Below are 15,453 nucleotides of genomic sequence, written 5' to 3'. Positions count from 1 at the left end.
GGAGTGGCATCCGACATGACCGAGCGTGGACGATTCATCACCCTGGAAGGTGGTGAAGGGGTGGGGAAATCCACCAACCTCGCCCTGGTGGTCGAACACCTCAGGGGCCATGGGCACGAGGTAGTGGCGACCCGCGAGCCCGGCGGAACTCCCCGGGCGGAGGACATTCGCCGGCTGCTGCTGGACCCCGTCGAGGAGGAGCCCCTGGCCCCCGATGCCGAACTGCTTCTTGTGTTCGCCGCCCGGGCCCAGCACCTGGCGAGGGTGGTGCGACCGGCGCTCGAGCGAGGTGCCTGGGTGGTCTGCGACCGATTCACCGACGCCACCTATGCCTACCAGGGCGGTGGGCGCCGCATCGAGGCATCGCGCATCGCCGAACTCGAGGCCTTTACTCAGCAGGGTCTCGAACCCGATCTCACCCTGCTGCTGGACATGCCCATGGCCGCCGCCCAGCGGCGCCTCGACGAGCGACTCCATGGCCAGGGTGAGACCCGCGACCGCTTCGAGCGCGAGCGCGCCGAGTTCTTCGAGGCGGTGCGCCAGGCCTACCTCGCCCGTGCCGCCTCGGCCCCCGATCGCATGGCGGTGATCGATGCCAGTGCCGACCTCGAGGAGGTCAAGGCCGAGCTGCTGGCCCGTCTGGACGAGCGGATGGCGACATGGCGATGACCCCCGTCGAGGTGCCTCCCCCGCTGCCCTGGCTGATGCCGCGCTGGCGCGAGCTGGTCAGGCTGGCCGAGGCCGGACGACTGCCCCATGCCCTGTTGATCTCGGGAGCTCACGGCATCGGCAAGCATTCCCTGGCCGAGGCCCTGGTGGCACGCACCCTATGCGCCTCGCCGGGCGACAACGCCTGCGGCCGCTGCCACGCCTGCCATATGCTGGCCTCGGGTTACCATCCGGACCTGCTGCGGGTAGAGCCGGAAGAGGGCAAGCGACTGATTCGCATTGCACCGATTCGCGAGGTCAATGCCTTCGTCGCCCAGACCGCTCAGCAGGGTGGCTATCGTGTGATCGTGATCGCGCCGGCCGAGGCCATGAACGTTGCGGCCTCCAATGCGCTGCTCAAGAGCCTTGAGGAGCCGGGCGACCGGACGCTCTTCGTGCTGCTCTCCGACATCCCTTCGCGACTGCTGCCCACCATCCGCTCGCGCTGCCAGCACTGGAGCCTGGCCGTGCCCGAAGAGGCCGAATGCCGGCCCTGGCTGACCGAGCAGCTGGGGGGCGAGGAAGAGGCCCACTTCTGGTTTCGGGCCGCCGGGGGGCTGCCCCTGCGCGCCCTGGAACTCGCAGAGCCGGCCTCCCGGGCACTGCGTCAGCAGCTGGTCGATACCTTCGAGGCCCTGGTTCGGGGTGCCGAGCCGGTGGCCGAGGCGGCGCGCCTGGATCGACAGTCCATCGATGCCATCCTGTGGTACGGTATCACCTGGCTTGAGGACCTGATCCGCCTGGGGCTCTCGGGTGACGCCACGGAGCTTCGCAATCCCGACCTGCTGGTGCTCTATCGCCAGGCGGTCAAGAATGCACGGGTACGCGACTGGTTTCGCCTGCTGGATTACGCCCGCGAGCAGCGACGGCTGCTCGCCGAGGGCGGCAACCCCAACCCCCAGTTGGCCCTAGAGGCCTGGCTGGTTCGCTGGTCCACGCTGCTGCGCTCTTGAAAATGGAGGCACCATGGCCGCTCAGAAAGCGCTCTCCCTCACCATCAAGGATGTCCAGACCCTGCTCTCGGCCTACATGCCAGTGCTCGAGCGTGGTGGCATCTTCGTGCCCACCCGCGAACGCTATGAACTGGGCCAGGAGGTCTTCCTGCTGCTCATGCTTCCCGGTGACGAGGAGCGGATGCCGGTCACCGGTCAGGTGATCTGGGTCTCGCCCGAGGGCGTGGCCGGCCGTCGGGTCCCCGGTATCGGCATCCACTTCGGTGTCGATGACCAGGCCGTTCGTGACCGCATCGAGACCCTGCTGGCCGGCCAGCTGGACAAGGGCGCTCCGACCTACACGCTCTGAGGGCCCCGGGCCGGTCGGCCTTCCTGAACCCACTTCCCGACTTCGGTATTCCCCTGCATGTTCGTCGACTCTCACTGCCATCTCGACCGCCTCGATCCCGGTACCCATGGCGGCGATCTCGCTGCCACCCTGGAGTCCGCGCGCGCCCGTGACGTGCGCCAGTTCCTGGCCATCGCCGTGACCCTGGAGGACATGCCGACCCTGGCCGAGATCAGCCGGGCTCATGATGACGTGGTAATCTCGGCCGGGGTACATCCCCTCCAGTGGCTAGAGGAGGAGCCGAGCGTGGCGTCGATCACCGAGACGGCCGAGCGCTTTGGCGCCGTGGCAATCGGCGAGTGCGGCCTGGACTATCATTATCTCGACAAGGCGCCCGACAAGGTGCCCCCCCGTGATGTGCAGCACGAGCGCTTCCGTCGCCAGCTGATCGCCGCCACCGAACTTGATCTGCCGGTGATCATTCACACCCGCGAGGCCCGCGAGGATACCCTGGCGCTGATCCGTGAGCACACTGACCCGGCCGTGGGCGGGGTGCTGCACTGCTTCACCGAGGATCTCGACATGGCCCGGGAGGCGGTGCGCCATGGTTTCTATATCTCGCTATCCGGCATCGTCACCTTCCGCAATGCCGAGTCGCTGCGCGATGTGGCGCGGCGAGTGCCGCTGGACCGGCTGCTGATCGAGACCGACAGCCCCTATCTGGCCCCGGTGCCGCATCGTGGCAAACCCAACGAGCCTGCCTGGGTGGTGGAAGTGGCCGAGTGCATTGCCAGCGCGCGGGGCATCAGCATCGAGGAGGTCGCCGCCCAGACCACCGCCAATTTCTATCACCTGTTCCGTGCGGCGGCCCCCGAGGCGCCGGCGAGCGTCCGCCAGGCCCTTTCCCGCGCCGGCCTGGTCTAGGCGCGGGAGACGCAACCGACAAAGGCCGCTTCCATGACCCTCGACCCACTGCTGGCACAGATCGACCCGCATGGCGAGATCCCGCCCGTGGATCGCTGGCACCCCGAGCAGCGTGGCGAGATGGATCTGACGATCGCCGCCGACGGACGCTGGCTGCATGAGGGCGAGGCCATCGCCCGCCCGCGACTGGTGAGACTGCTGTCGACCATCCTGCGCCGCGAACCCGATGGCGACCACTGGCTGGTGACGCCGGCCGAGATGCAGCGCATTCGCGTCGAGGATCGCCCCTTCCTGATCATCGATGCCGAACCCGATGAGTCGGGCGACTGGTGGCTCACCACCAACGTCGGTGACCGGGTCCGGCTCGATGAGGCGTGCCGGCTCAGCCTCAGCGATACGCCCGGCGGTGAGTCGATACCCGAGGTGCAGGTCCGCTTCGGCCTCGCCGCCCGGCTGGGGCGAAACGTCTACTACCGGCTGGTGGAGCAGGCCGAAACGCGCGCGGTCGGCGATGGCGTCTTCGAGCTGGGGCTGACCAGCCACGGTGCCTGGCAGCCCCTGGGGCGGCTGCACGAAGGCGAACGACCCGACGACGAGTTCCCATGCGGATGAACGCGTCTCCGATCCCCCCGCTGACGCTTGAGCAGCAGGCCGTGGTCGCCCACGATCAGGGGCATGCCCGGGTCGCGGCCGTTGCCGGTGCCGGCAAGACCACCACCATGGTGGCCCGCGTGCTGCACCTGCTGGCGCGCGGCGTGCCTCCGGCGCGGATTCTGGTGCTGATGTTCAACCGCTCTGCTCGCGAGGACTTCCAGGCCAGGCTCGCGGCCATGGCGCCCGCCGGTCAGGCGTTGCCCGACGTGCGCACCTTCCACGCGCTCGGCCATCGGCTTACCGCCAGCCTGAACCGTTGGGGCGCCCTGGCCCCCCGCCAGCTGCTCACCGCCGACTGGCAGCTCGAACGGTTGCTGCGACAGGCGACGCTCGCGGCGCTGGGCGAGGAGCCCGAGGCCCGAGAGACGGCGCTGGACGCCGAGCGACTCGAGGCGCTGGCCCACTTCTGTGGCCTGGTGAAGGCCGAGATGGCCTCGCCGGCCGATCTTCATGCTCGACTCGACTTCGGCGAGCAGACCGGCCATTTCGTGGCGGCCTTCGAGCATGCCGAGCGGCTGCTGGCCGATCAGGGTCTGATGACCTTCGCCGACTTGCTCTATCGTCCACTGCTGGCCCTGGAGGCAGATGCTACGCTGCGTCGTCGGGTGCAGGGCTTCCTCGATCATGTGGTCATCGACGAGTACCAGGACATCAATACTGCCCAGCAGCGCCTGCTGGCGGTGCTCGCCGGCCGGCAGGCCGAGGTCATGGCCGTTGGCGATGCCAACCAGTGCATCTACGAGTGGCGCGGCGCCCATCCCGACACCATGCTGGAGAACTTCACCGCCACCTTTGGTGCGGCCCGCGACTATCCTCTCTCCACCACCTTTCGTCATGGTCATGCCCTGGCGCTGGCCGCCAACCATGCGATCGCCGCCAATCGGCGACGCCCCGACCAGCTTTGCCTGGCGGCGCCCGGGAACCCCCGGACCGGTCTGTCGGTGGGGCAGGGCAGCCGGGGGCTTCTCGATGAGATCCGTGCCTGGCGTCACCAGGGCCGCGGCCTCGACGAGGCCTGCCTGCTGGTTCGCAGCTGGGCGCTCTCGGTGCCGTTGCAGCTGGCGCTGCTGCGTCAAGGCATTCCCTTCCGGCTGGCCCGGGAGGACCGCTTCGTCTTCCGGTTGCCGCTGGTGGAGGCCCTGGCCGGCTACCTGCGGCTGGCACTGGAGCCCCTGCGGCTCCAGGATCCTGGGCATCTGGCCATGCTGCTGGCCCATCCTACCTGCTTTGTGGCCAGGGAGCGGATCGCCGCCCTGGCCACCCGGTTGTCCGAGACCCAACGCTGGCCGGAGCGCCACGACACCCTGCTGGAAGGGCTCAAGCCCCACCAGCGGCGAACCCTCAAGCGACGCTGGTCGTTGCTCTGCGAGTTGCCCCGGATGTCCGCCTGGCCGCCGGCCCGGCTGCTCGAGCATGTACTCCAGGCCGTGGAGGCCGAGAAGGTGCTGAAGCGGGCGGCCGCCCGGCGTGACAAGGGCGAGGAAGACGTGCGTCTGATCGACGTGCTGGTCGAGCAGGCCCGTGAACTGGGCGATGACACCGCCGCCTTCATCGAGCTGCTGTGTCGACCGGTCGAGAATCGTCAGGACGGCGTGCTGATCACCACCGTGCATGGGGCCAAGGGGCTCGAATGGCCGCTGGTGTTGGTGGCCGGCACCAACGAGGAGGACTTTCCTCACTATACTCGCGACAACCCCCTGACCCCGCGACGGCTGGAAGAGGAGCGACGGCTCTTCTACGTCGCCATCACCCGGGCTCGGGAGCGCCTGGTGCTGCTCCATGATGGCGGGGACCATCGCCCCAGCCGCTTCATCGGTGAATCCGCCTGGGAAGACGGCCAGCGGGTGGCTCGACGGCTGGCCGAGGAGGACGCGGTCGAGCCGGATGCCCCGCTGGAGGTCTCAGACCCGGAACTGGTCGAGAGCTACCTGGTGTCGCTGGGGCATTCACTGCCATTGGCCAAGTCCCGATCGGTGCGAGGTGAGCCGGGCTCCGGGCCGTCAGTGCCGGCTCACTTCCGGGTTGGCCAGGCAGTCCGTCACGCGGTGTTCGGCGAGGGCAGGATCGACGTGGTGGAGGGAGACCCGGACAATCCGGTGATCGAGGTACGTTTCCGCACGGCTGGCCGGCGCCGCCTGATCGCCTGCCGGGCGCCTATCGAACTTCTGGACGGAGTCGACGCATGACACAGCCACTGATCTCGGCCGGCACCCTGGCCGCTGCCCTCGGGGGGCGCAACCCGCCCCGCCTGCTGGATTGCCGCGCCCGTCTGGGAGCCCCCGATGACGGCCGCAGATTGTGGTGGGAGGCCCATCTGCCGGGCAGTTACCACCTCGACCTCGACCGCGACCTGGCCGGGCCGCCGGGGGAGGGGGGCCGACATCCGCTTCCCGCGCCCGAGGCCTTCACCGAGGTCCTTCAACGCCTGGGGATCACGCCACAACAGCCCGTGGTGGTCTATGACGACATGGGTGGGCAACTGGCGGCGGCGCGGGCCTGGTGGATGCTCGCCTGCTGGGCGGGGCATCCCGACGTGCGCCTGCTCGATGGTGGAATCAAGGCCTGGCTGGCAGCGGGTGGGGAGCTTCACGAGGATGGTGATCCGGAAGTCATGCCGGCAGCGTCTCACTGGCAGCCGACGTATCGTGACGCGGCGCGTATCGAGGTGGACGAAGTCATTGCCGAGGGGGCGATGATGCTCGATGCCCGTAGCCACGAGCGCTTTCGGGGCGAGGCCGAGCCCGTGGACCCGGTGGCAGGACACATTCCCGGCGCGGTGTGTCGCCCCAGCGCCGATAACCTCGATGAGATGGGGTTCTTCAAGAGCGCCAGGGTACTGGCAAGCGAAATGCCCGAGGCCGAGTCGATCATTGCTTACTGCGGCTCAGGGGTGACCGCCTGCCACAACATCCTGGCCTGCGCCATCGCCGGCCGACCCTTGCCCAGGCTCTATGTCGGCTCCTGGAGCGAGTGGATCCGGGACTCCTCCCGGCCCGTCGCCACCGGCGACTGAGCTGCCGTTTCCCAGGCGCTGTCCATGAAAACGCCCCGCAGGCACTTTGCCTGCGGGGCGTTTTGCGTTCCGCTCCTCTGCAAGGAGGTTCCTTCACATGTTGGGGTAGTTCGGTCCGCCGCCACCCTCGGGTGCCACCCAGGTGATGTTCTGGGCCGGGTCCTTGATGTCGCAGGTCTTGCAGTGCACGCAGTTCTGAAAGTTGATCTGGAACCGCGGCTTGCCATCGTCACCCTCGATCACCTCGTAGACCCCGGCCGGGCAATAGCGGCTGGCCGGCTCGGCATAGTCGGGCAGGTTGTCGCGGATCGGCAGCTCGGGGTCGTCCAGCCTCAGGTGGCAGGGCTGGTCCTCCTCGTGGTTGGTATTCGACAGGAACACCGAGGAGGGCTTGTCGAAGGAGATCTTGCCGTCGGGCTTGGGGTAGTCGATCTTCTCGCTCTCGGCCGCCTTCTTCAGCGTCGCGTGGTCCGGCGTGGTGTCGTGGACGTTGGGCAGCTTGCCGCCGAGGAGCTGGTCGAGGAAGTTGTAGGCGCCGCCCCCGACGGTGCCGTACTTGTGTATCGCCGGGCCGAAGCTCGCGCTCTCCTTGAGCTCCTGATAGGCCCAGCTCGCCTCCCAGTGGTCGGTGAAGGCGGTCAGCTCGTTGCCGCCCTCGTCACCTTGCTGCAGGGCCGCGAAGACCGCCTCGGCCGCCACCAGGCCGGACTTCATGGCGGTGTGCAGGCCCTTGATCTTGGCAAAGTTCAGGGTGCCGGCGTCGCAGCCGATCAGCAGGCCGCCGGGGAAGGTCATCTTCGGCAGGCAGTTGAGTCCGCCCTTGGCGATGGCTCGGGCGCCGTAGGCCACGCGCTTGCCGCCCTCCAGGTGCTGCTTGAGCACCGGGTGGTGCTTCATGCGCTGGAACTCGTCGAAGGGCGACAGCCAGGGGTTCTGGTAGGAGAGGTCCATGATCAGGCCGACCACCACTTGAGCGTTCTCGGCGTGGTAGAGGAACCAGCCGCCGTGGGTGTGGCTGTCCAGCGGCCAGCCGGAGCCGTGCAGCACCAGCCCCGGCTCGTGTTGCTCGGCGGGGATGTCCCACAGTTCCTTCAAGCCGATGCCGTAGTGCTGCGGGTCCTTGCCCGCGTCGAGCTTGAATTCATCGATCAGTCGCTTGCCCAGGTGGCCGCGTGCGCCCTCGGCGAATAGGGTGTACTTGGCGCGCAACTCCATGCCCGGCATGTGGCCATCCTTGGGCTGGCCATCCGCGCCCACGCCCATGTCGCCGATCAGGATGCCGCGCACTGTGCCGTCCTCGTCCTGGATCACCTCCTGGGCGGCAAAGCCGGGGAATATCTCCACGCCCAGCGCCTCGGCCTGCTCGCCCAGCCAGCGGCAGAGGTTGCCGGCACTGATCACGTAGCGGGTCTGGTCGCCGCCGGTGTTGTGCATGGTCTTCGGGACCAGGGCATTGGGCAGCTTCTGGGCCTTCTCGGCGTCCTTGAGCAGGTAGAGCTCGTCACGGGTCGCGGGAGTGGTCAGCGGTGCACCGCGCTCCTCCCAGTCGGGAAACAGCTCCTGAAGGGCGCGGGGCTCGAAGACGGCTCCGGAGAGAATATGGGCGCCTACCTCGGAACCCTTCTCCACCACGCACACGGAAAGCTCCTGGCCGGCCTCTCCCGCCTGCTGCATCAGGCGAGCAGCCGCAGAGAGACCCGAGGGCCCGGCACCGACGATGACCACATCGAAGTCCATGGAATCGCGTTCGACTTGTTCTTCCACCTGCTCTCTCCTTGCTGTCGCCGAGAACGTGGCCACTGGATGCGACCAACGTCTGAAGAATTTAAAACGGTCGTTTGCTTCTAGGCCTGCTTCATGATAGGCATAATAGCGGTAACGGGTCATCCCCTGCGATGGTGCAGTGCTCCAGGGCCCCCGGCGGAGGCCCCGGAAGGCCCGGGGATTGTTGATCTGGACCCGCCTATGGCACATTGAGAAAGTTTTTTGGTCCAGCGCCTATCAAACGCTTGCATGAAACACATAAGGGTATGCCAGCCGGTTCCAAGCAGGCGCGCTTCCCCCCGCACCGGATCGGGTGAAGAGGCCGCTTCTCCAACCATCAGGTTCCCAGAGTGAACCAAGCGAGGACACTATGAAGGTACTCGTCGCGGTCAAACGCGTCATCGACTACAACGTCAAGATTCGGGTCAAGCCGGACAACTCCGACGTCGACCTGACCAACGTCAAGATGGCCATGAACCCGTTCTGCGAGATCGCCGTGGAAGAGGCCGTGCGCCTGAAGGAGAAGGGCGTGGCCAGCGAGATCGTCGTGGTCACCGTAGGCCCCAAGGCCGCCCAGGAGCAGTTGCGCACCGCTCTGGCGCTGGGCGCTGATCGCGCCATACACGTGGAGACCGATGAGCGTGTCGAGTCCCTGGGTGCTGCCAAGGTGCTGGCCAGGGTAGTCGAGGAAGAGCAGCCTGGCCTCACGATCCTCGGCAAGCAGGCCATCGATACCGATAACAACCAGACCGGCCAGATGCTGGCGGCGCTCAGCGGCCTGCCCCAGGGCACCTTCGCCTCCGAAGTGGCTGTGGATGGAGACAAGATCAAGGTGACCCGCGAGATCGATGGCGGCCTGCAGACCGTCGAGCTTTCTCTGCCGGCCATCGTCACCACCGACCTGCGTCTGAACGAGCCGCGCTACGCCAAGCTGCCCGACATCATGAAGGCCAAGAAGAAGCCGATGGACGTCAAGACCCCGGCAGATCTCGGCGTCGAGGTGGCCTCCAGGGTCAAGCTGCTCAAGGTCGAGCCGCCGGCCGAGCGCCAGGGCGGTGTCAAGGTAGGCTCCGTGGACGAGCTGGTCGATAAACTCAAGAACGAAGCCAAAGTGCTTTCAAAGGAGCTGATCTCATGAGCATTCTGGTCCTTGCCGAACATCATGATGGCGTGCTTGCCGGCGCCACCGCCCATGTGGTTGCCGCGGCCCAGCATATTGTCAGAGACAGTGGCGGCGATATCGATGTGCTGGTGGCGGGCGAGAACGTCGGCGCCATCGCCGAGGCCGCCGCCAAGCTCGATGGCGTGAGCAAGGTGCGCGTGGCCGACCATGCCGTCTATGCCCACCAGCTCGCCGAGCCGATGGGCGCGCTGCTGGTGGCGCTCGCCGACGACTACAGCCACCTGCTGGCGGTGGCCTCCACCACCGGCAAGAACGTGCTGCCCCGCGTCGCCGCCCTGAAGGATGTCGCGCAGATATCCGAGATCATCGCGGTCGAGAGCGTCGATACCTTCAAGCGCCCGATCTACGCCGGCAACGCCATCGCCACCGTGCAGAGCGAGGATGCCCTCAAGGTGATCACCGTGCGCTCGACCGGCTTCGATGCTGTGGGCGAGAGTGGTTCCGCCGCCATCGAGGCGGTGGACTTCGTGGCGGATAACAATCAGTCGGCCTTCGTCGGGGAGGAGTTGGCCCAGAGCGATCGACCAGAGCTGGGCGCCGCCAAGGTGGTCATCTCCGGCGGCCGTGGCATGGGCAACGGGGATAACTTCAAGCTGCTCGACGGTATCGCCGACAAGCTGGGAGCGGCCATCGGTGCCTCTCGCGCCGCAGTGGACGCCGGCTTCGTGCCCAATGACATGCAGGTCGGCCAGACCGGCAAGATCGTTGCCCCGGACCTCTACATCGCCGTGGGCATCAGTGGTGCCATCCAGCACCTGGCCGGCATGAAGGATTCAAAGGTGATCGTTGCCATCAACAAGGACGAGGAGGCGCCGATCTTCCAGGTCGCGGATTATGGTTTGGTTGCCGATCTCTTCGAGGCCCTGCCGGAGCTGGAGCAGAAGCTCTAGAGTCGATCGAGCGAAGATCGGGATCTTCCAGGTGGCGCTCTCGATGGTCATCGGCCTGGTTGCCGATCTCTTCGAGGCCCTGCCGGAGATGGAGCAGAAGCTCTAGAGTCGATCGAGCGAAGATCGGGATCTTCTAGGTGGCGCTCTCGACCATCGTCGGCAGTGATCCTCTTCCCCTGCAAGGCCGGCCCGCGCGGGCCGGCCTCGTCGTATCCCGTAGAAGAGCCTTGATTAACGATAACTATACGAGGGATAACGAGAACTATTAGCAACAAGCGCGCTTCTCTGCCATCCTTGAGGGTGAGTCGGGGCGAATGGCCCCATCTGACAGCATCAAGGAGCAGTGATCATGGCGCATACCCTTCCTGACCTACCCTATTCCTACGACGCCCTGGAACCGCACATCGATGCGTTGACCATGGAGATCCACCACTCCCGTCACCACCAGACCTATGTCAACAACCTCAATGCCGCTCTGGAGGGCACCGGTCTAGAGGATGTGCATGTCGAGGAGCTGATCGCGAATCTCGATCATGTACCGGACGGCAAGCGTCAGGCGGTGATCAACAATGGTGGCGGACATGCCAACCATTCGATGTTCTGGCAGATGATGTCGCCCAAGGGTGGCGGCCTGCCCCAGGGCAAGGTGGCCGAGGCCATCGAAGGCGATCTGGGCGGCTTCGACGCCTTCAAGGATGCCTTCACCAAGGCAGCCCTGGGTCGGTTCGGCAGCGGTTGGGCCTGGCTTAGCGTCACCCCCGGGGGCAAGCTGGTGGTGGAGAATACCCTGAATCAGGACAGCCCGATCATGGAGGGCAAGACACCGGTTCTGGGGCTGGATGTGTGGGAACATGCCTACTACCTCAAGTTCCAGAACAAGCGCCCGGATTATGTTGCCACTTTCTTCAATGTCATTGACTGGGAAGACGTGGAGCGTCGCTACGTGAACGCCACCGGCTGAAGGCCGGGCGTCTCTCCCCTTCACGAGCCGCGTCCCTGGAGGCGCGGCTTCTTCGTGTCTGTAAGTGCGGTGGCGTATCGGGTCATCTAGGTTGGAGGCCCTTCGCCCTCGGCCTGCGCATCGGGAGCCTGCGACTGGCACAATGGAGGCATGATGGGTCGTTGCCGTGTTGCCCCCTTGCTCGTGATGATGACGGAGAACCCCCTTGAAGACCTTTCGCGTTCACCTGTCGCTCGGCCTTGCCATCGGAATGCTGGCCGTCGAAATGCTGACCGCCGGCGCGCTCCAGGCTCAGGCGCCCCTGGTGGAAGCGTCCCACCAGGCCCAGCGCAGCCAGGCTGAGCTGCAGGCCCGCATCGACGAGGCCGATGGCGAGACTCGCGAGTTGCTGGATGAATTGCGCCGAGTGGAGGCCGAGACCCGGCGGCTCGAGGCGCATAATATCGCGCTGGCCCCGCGCCTGGTCGAGCGGGAGGCTTCGCTGGACCGCCACGCGGCGGCACTGGATGGCCTGGAAGAGACGCGTGCCGCCTTGCCGGCCCTGAACCATGGCCTGCAGACGCGGCTGGATCGCTGGCTCGACGAGGATCTGCCCTTTCTGATCGATGAGCGCCGGGCACGCGTGGAAGGCCCGCGAGACGCTGCCGTGCCGCCCACCGAGCGTCTGGCGCGGCTGCTGTCGGTCTGGCGAAGCGAGCTCGCCTATGGACGCGAACTGGATGCCTGGCGCGGCTACCTGTCCGAGGGCGAGCGCCGGCGTGCGGTGGACTTCCTTCGTCTGGGGCGGGTAGGGCTCTACTACCTGACGCCCGATGGCCAGCAGGGCGCGGTCTGGCGAGCCGAGGAAGCTCGCTGGCAGGCGCTGGAAGCTGGCGCGCGAAAGGAGGTTCGCAAGGGGATGCGGATCGCTCGCGGCCAGCGCGCCCCCGAACTGCTGGAACTGCCGGTGTCCCGTGACATCGAGCGGCGCGACGTCGAACGGGGAGAGCGCTCATGACCCGGCGCCTGCTCTCGTCGCGGCCTCTTCTGCTGCCTCTTCTCCTCATGTCCCTGGCCGCTCCCCTGGCCGGTGCGGCACCGTCCGAGGTGCTTGTCACGCTGAGTGCCGACCGAGAAGCCGCCGAGGCCCGGGACCACGAACGACTGGCGGCGCTGGTCGAGGATCGCGAGGCCCTCGAGGCTGCACTGGCCAGGGCTCGCGAGGCTCGGGATGAAGCCCGGCGATGGCGTAACGATCTTGACGCTCAGCGCGCGACGCTCGCCGCACGTCATGCTGCGCTGGAGACGCGACGCGAGGAGCAGGGCCAGGAGCTGACCTCGTTGCTCTCCACCCTGCAGCGCCACAGCACCGAAATGCGCGATATCCTGGCCGACAGCTGGCTGACCCTGGGTGGCGCGACACTGCCGCCTCGTCTCGATGAGGTCGAGGTGCTGGAGCTGGCCCATGTCGAGGAACTGGCCGATAGCCTGCTGGAACTGACTGTCCAGAGCGGACGGGTCGTCGCCCTCGAGGCCCCGGTAGCCGGAACCGATGGTGAGGTGACCCGGCGCGAACTGGTGCTCCTGGGCGATATGGCGGCCTTCTCCGGTGGCCAGATGCTCCGCCGCGGGGCCGATGCCGATATCCCCTCGGTGGTGTCTCATACCCCGCCTTCGGCCGGCGAGAGGCTGGCCGCCTTCCAGGCCGGCGATCGGCGCGCCCTGGCCCTGGACCCGACGCGCGGCACTCTGCTGGAGGCCCTGGCCCGAAGGCCGACGCTGATCGAGCGTTTCCACCAGGGTGGAGCGGTGGGCTACGTCGTGGTGGCCCTCGGCGCACTGGGGCTGCTGGTAGCGCTGGCCCAGTATGGGTACCTGCTTCGGGTGAGCATGGCGGTTCGCCGGCAGCGGCGGCAAATCGACCAGTGGCGCGACGACAATCCCCTCGGCCGTGTGCTTTGCCGCTTTCGCCAGTTGCCTGACGGGCTCGCGCCGGAGGCTCTCGAGGCGCGCCTCGACGAGGCGATGCTGGCCGAGCAGCCCAGGCTCGAGCGCGGCCAGGCCCTGGTCAAGCTGCTGGCCGCCGTGGCCCCGCTGCTGGGGCTGCTGGGGACGGTGACCGGCATGATCGTCACCTTCCAGTCCATCACCGTGTTCGGCACGGGGGACCCGCAGTTGATGGCCGGCGGCATCGGCCAGGCGCTGGTCACCACGGTGCTGGGGCTGATCACCGCCGTCCCCTTGCTGTTCGCCCATACGGCCCTCGTCTCGCGCTGCCGACAACTGATCGGCATCGTCGAGGGCGAGGCCAGTGCGGCCCTGGCGGAGCATCTGGAGGCGCGTGTGTCTCCGTCGGGGCAGGGCGTCGAGCCGAGGAGCCACCATGCCAGCCTGGCGTGAACCGCTCGAGCGGCTGGCCGAGGCGGGCGGTCCGGTGCTCCTGGGCATCGCCCTGGTGGCCGTGCTGCTCTTCGCCCTCTGCCTGGAGCGGGTCTGGTACTTTCGCATCGCCTACCGCCGGGCACGGTGTCGCCTGGTCAATCGCTGGACCTCACGCACCGACCATCTGAGCTGGAGCGCCCTGACACTGCGTGAGGTCTGGACGCGGGAGCTGATCGCCCGGCTGCGTCGCCCGCTGCCCTGGCTGAAGCTGCTGGTGGCACTATGCCCGCTGCTCGGGCTGCTGGGCACCGTCACCGGCATGATCACCGTCTTCGACGGCCTCTCCGCCGGGGAGGTCAACCAGGCCCGCGCCATGGCCGACGGGGTGGCGAGGGCGACCCTACCCACCCTGAGCGGCATGGCGGTGGCGGTGGTGGGGTTGCTGTTCGTCAGCCGACTGGAACACATCATCCGGCGCGAGGACCAGCGGCTGCATGATCGTCTGGCCCGCGCCGTGGAGGAGAACCATGCGTAGGCGCCGTCTGGGCAGCGAGAGCAGCGACGCCGGCGAGATCAACCTGACGCCGATGCTGGATGTTGTCTTCATCATGCTGATCTTCTTCATCGTCACCACCAGCTTCGTCAAGGAGAGCGGGGTGGAGATTCAGCGTCCCGAATCCAGTTCGGCCACGCCGCTGCCGGACGCCCAGGTGATGGTGGCGATCTCCGCCAGGGGCGCCGTCTGGGTGGACGGCGAGGCGGTGGATGCCCACCGCGTCGGTGAGCGTGTCGCCGCGCTGGCCGGTGGCCAGAGCGGGGTGGTGATCCAGGCCGACCGCGAGGCCACTACCGGCCTGCTGGTGGAGGTGATGGACCGCCTTCGCCAGGCAGGCATCGAAGATGTGGCGGTAGCCGCGACACGGAGCGGCCTGTGATACGGGGAGGTGTCTCCCTGCTGGCGGGTGCGGCTCTGGCCTTGCTGCTGTTCTGGGGGCTGGCACTGCTGGTCGCCCCGCCCGAGCCGGATGTCCAGGTCGAGGCGGCTGCCATGCGCCTGTCCCTGGTCCAGGCGCCGGATCGCGTTACCGGTCAGGCGAGCCCCTCCGCGGTCGCGTCACTGCCCGAGCCCTTGCCCCCAGTCGAACCCGCTCCGGCGACGATAGCCCCCGAGCCGGTTCCGCTGCCTGACAGTCGCCTGGCGCTGCCGGACCCGGAGCCTTTGGTGAAAGAGCGCGAGACGCTGGCCATGGAGGAGACCCTGCCGGCGCTCCGGGAGCAGGCGCCGACCCGCCCGCCGGATCCCGAACCCGCCCCCGACCCCGACCCTGAGACGACATCGGCCCCCGAATCGACCCTGCCGACAGGTGAGAGCGCGTCACAGGCCCCGGCCGGATCCGCGACTCCCGCCTTCGCGGGCGGCGAGCCGCAGGCCGAGCAGGGCGCGTCGGTGGACCCTGCCCCGGCCATGCCGACGCGCCGGGTGCCGCCCGACTATCCGTCTATCGCCCAGCGACGCGGCCTGGAGGGTCATGTGCAGCTGGAATTTCTCATTCGCCCCGATGGCCGGGTCGACCCTAGTTCGATTCGCGTGGTCGAAGCCCGCCCGAGCCAGGTCTTCGATCGGGCCGCCCGACGGGCGATCTCCCAATGGCGCTTCGAGGCGAGTGGACAGCGGCGACGCGTTCGACAGCGACTAGAGTTCCAGCTGAGGTAG

At 67.4% G+C, this 15,453-nt stretch carries 16 protein-coding genes; 15 read left to right on the top strand and 1 reads right to left on the bottom strand.

Going from position 1 to position 15,453, the window contains the following annotated elements; translation table 11 throughout:
- Positions 1–15: 15 nt before the first annotated feature.
- Genes tmk through ABE960_RS12160 form a run of 7 tightly spaced genes read left to right on the top strand, consistent with a single transcriptional unit; the run spans position 16 to position 6,580 of the window.
- The gene (gene tmk, locus ABE960_RS12190; RefSeq protein WP_349762552.1) at positions 16–669 is read left to right on the top strand and encodes a dTMP kinase; all 654 of its coding nucleotides are present in this window, start codon (positions 16–18) and stop codon (positions 667–669) included.
- Complete coding sequence (locus ABE960_RS12185; protein ID WP_349762551.1) at positions 660–1,661, top strand: DNA polymerase III subunit delta'; 1,002 nt, start codon at positions 660–662, stop codon at positions 1,659–1,661. The genes tmk and ABE960_RS12185 overlap by 10 nt, the downstream gene beginning before the upstream one ends.
- 13 nt (positions 1,662–1,674) lie before the next feature.
- Positions 1,675–2,010 (top strand): PilZ domain-containing protein, encoded by a 336-nt coding sequence (locus tag ABE960_RS12180; protein WP_349762550.1) that lies wholly within the window; start codon positions 1,675–1,677, stop codon positions 2,008–2,010.
- 57 nt (positions 2,011–2,067) lie between these two features.
- On the top strand, positions 2,068–2,913 hold the full coding sequence (locus tag ABE960_RS12175) for a TatD family hydrolase (RefSeq protein ID WP_349762549.1): 846 nt from the start codon (positions 2,068–2,070) through the stop codon (positions 2,911–2,913).
- Positions 2,914–2,946: 33 nt separating this feature from the next.
- A complete protein-coding gene (locus ABE960_RS12170) occupies positions 2,947–3,525 on the top strand; it encodes a DUF1285 domain-containing protein (protein WP_349762548.1) in 579 nt (192 codons plus the stop codon).
- The gene (locus tag ABE960_RS12165) at positions 3,516–5,753 is read left to right on the top strand and encodes an ATP-dependent helicase (protein WP_349762547.1); all 2,238 of its coding nucleotides are present in this window, start codon (positions 3,516–3,518) and stop codon (positions 5,751–5,753) included. Before ABE960_RS12170 ends, ABE960_RS12165 begins: the two co-directional genes overlap by 10 nt.
- The gene (locus tag ABE960_RS12160) at positions 5,750–6,580 is read left to right on the top strand and encodes a sulfurtransferase (protein WP_349762546.1); all 831 of its coding nucleotides are present in this window, start codon (positions 5,750–5,752) and stop codon (positions 6,578–6,580) included. The genes ABE960_RS12165 and ABE960_RS12160 overlap by 4 nt, the downstream gene beginning before the upstream one ends.
- Positions 6,581–6,673: 93 nt before the next feature.
- On the opposite strand, the gene ABE960_RS12155 is transcribed toward ABE960_RS12160, so the two are convergent.
- The gene (locus ABE960_RS12155; RefSeq protein WP_349762770.1) at positions 6,674–8,317 is read right to left on the bottom strand and encodes an electron transfer flavoprotein-ubiquinone oxidoreductase; all 1,644 of its coding nucleotides are present in this window, start codon (positions 8,315–8,317) and stop codon (positions 6,674–6,676) included.
- Positions 8,318–8,714: 397 nt separating this feature from the next.
- On the opposite strand from ABE960_RS12155, the gene ABE960_RS12150 reads away from it, so the two are divergent.
- The 8 genes from ABE960_RS12150 to ABE960_RS12115 all read left to right on the top strand — a co-directional run bounded on the left by ABE960_RS12150 (position 8,715) and on the right by ABE960_RS12115 (position 15,453).
- Positions 8,715–9,482, top strand: a complete 768-nt coding sequence (locus tag ABE960_RS12150) for an electron transfer flavoprotein subunit beta/FixA family protein (protein ID WP_349762545.1) — start codon at positions 8,715–8,717, stop codon at positions 9,480–9,482.
- Complete coding sequence (locus tag ABE960_RS12145) at positions 9,479–10,417, top strand: electron transfer flavoprotein subunit alpha/FixB family protein (RefSeq protein ID WP_349762544.1); 939 nt, start codon at positions 9,479–9,481, stop codon at positions 10,415–10,417. The genes ABE960_RS12150 and ABE960_RS12145 overlap by 4 nt, the downstream gene beginning before the upstream one ends.
- Positions 10,418–10,766: 349 nt before the next feature.
- Positions 10,767–11,378, top strand: a complete 612-nt coding sequence (locus ABE960_RS12140) for a superoxide dismutase (protein WP_349762543.1) — start codon at positions 10,767–10,769, stop codon at positions 11,376–11,378.
- A 205-nt stretch (positions 11,379–11,583) separates the two neighbouring features.
- Complete coding sequence (locus tag ABE960_RS12135) at positions 11,584–12,375, top strand: DUF3450 domain-containing protein (RefSeq protein ID WP_349762542.1); 792 nt, start codon at positions 11,584–11,586, stop codon at positions 12,373–12,375.
- Positions 12,372–13,757: a MotA/TolQ/ExbB proton channel family protein gene (locus ABE960_RS12130; protein ID WP_349762541.1), complete on the top strand. Its 1,386-nt coding sequence runs from the start codon at positions 12,372–12,374 to the stop codon at positions 13,755–13,757. Before ABE960_RS12135 ends, ABE960_RS12130 begins: the two co-directional genes overlap by 4 nt.
- Positions 13,741–14,274, top strand: a complete 534-nt coding sequence (locus tag ABE960_RS12125; RefSeq protein ID WP_349762540.1) for a MotA/TolQ/ExbB proton channel family protein — start codon at positions 13,741–13,743, stop codon at positions 14,272–14,274. Before ABE960_RS12130 ends, ABE960_RS12125 begins: the two co-directional genes overlap by 17 nt.
- Positions 14,267–14,674 carry an ExbD/TolR family protein gene (locus ABE960_RS12120; protein WP_349762539.1) on the top strand — a complete coding sequence of 136 codons (408 nt, stop codon included), beginning with the start codon at positions 14,267–14,269 and terminating at the stop codon, positions 14,672–14,674. The genes ABE960_RS12125 and ABE960_RS12120 overlap by 8 nt, the downstream gene beginning before the upstream one ends.
- The gene (locus tag ABE960_RS12115; RefSeq protein WP_349762538.1) at positions 14,671–15,453 is read left to right on the top strand and encodes an energy transducer TonB; all 783 of its coding nucleotides are present in this window, start codon (positions 14,671–14,673) and stop codon (positions 15,451–15,453) included. Before ABE960_RS12120 ends, ABE960_RS12115 begins: the two co-directional genes overlap by 4 nt.

This window comes from Halomonas aquatica (genome assembly GCF_040196335.1).
Lineage (GTDB): Bacteria > Pseudomonadota > Gammaproteobacteria > Pseudomonadales > Halomonadaceae > Halomonas > Halomonas aquatica.
The sequence above is the reverse complement of the archived record's forward strand: the minus strand, read 5'-3'. Positions and strand labels throughout refer to the sequence as shown.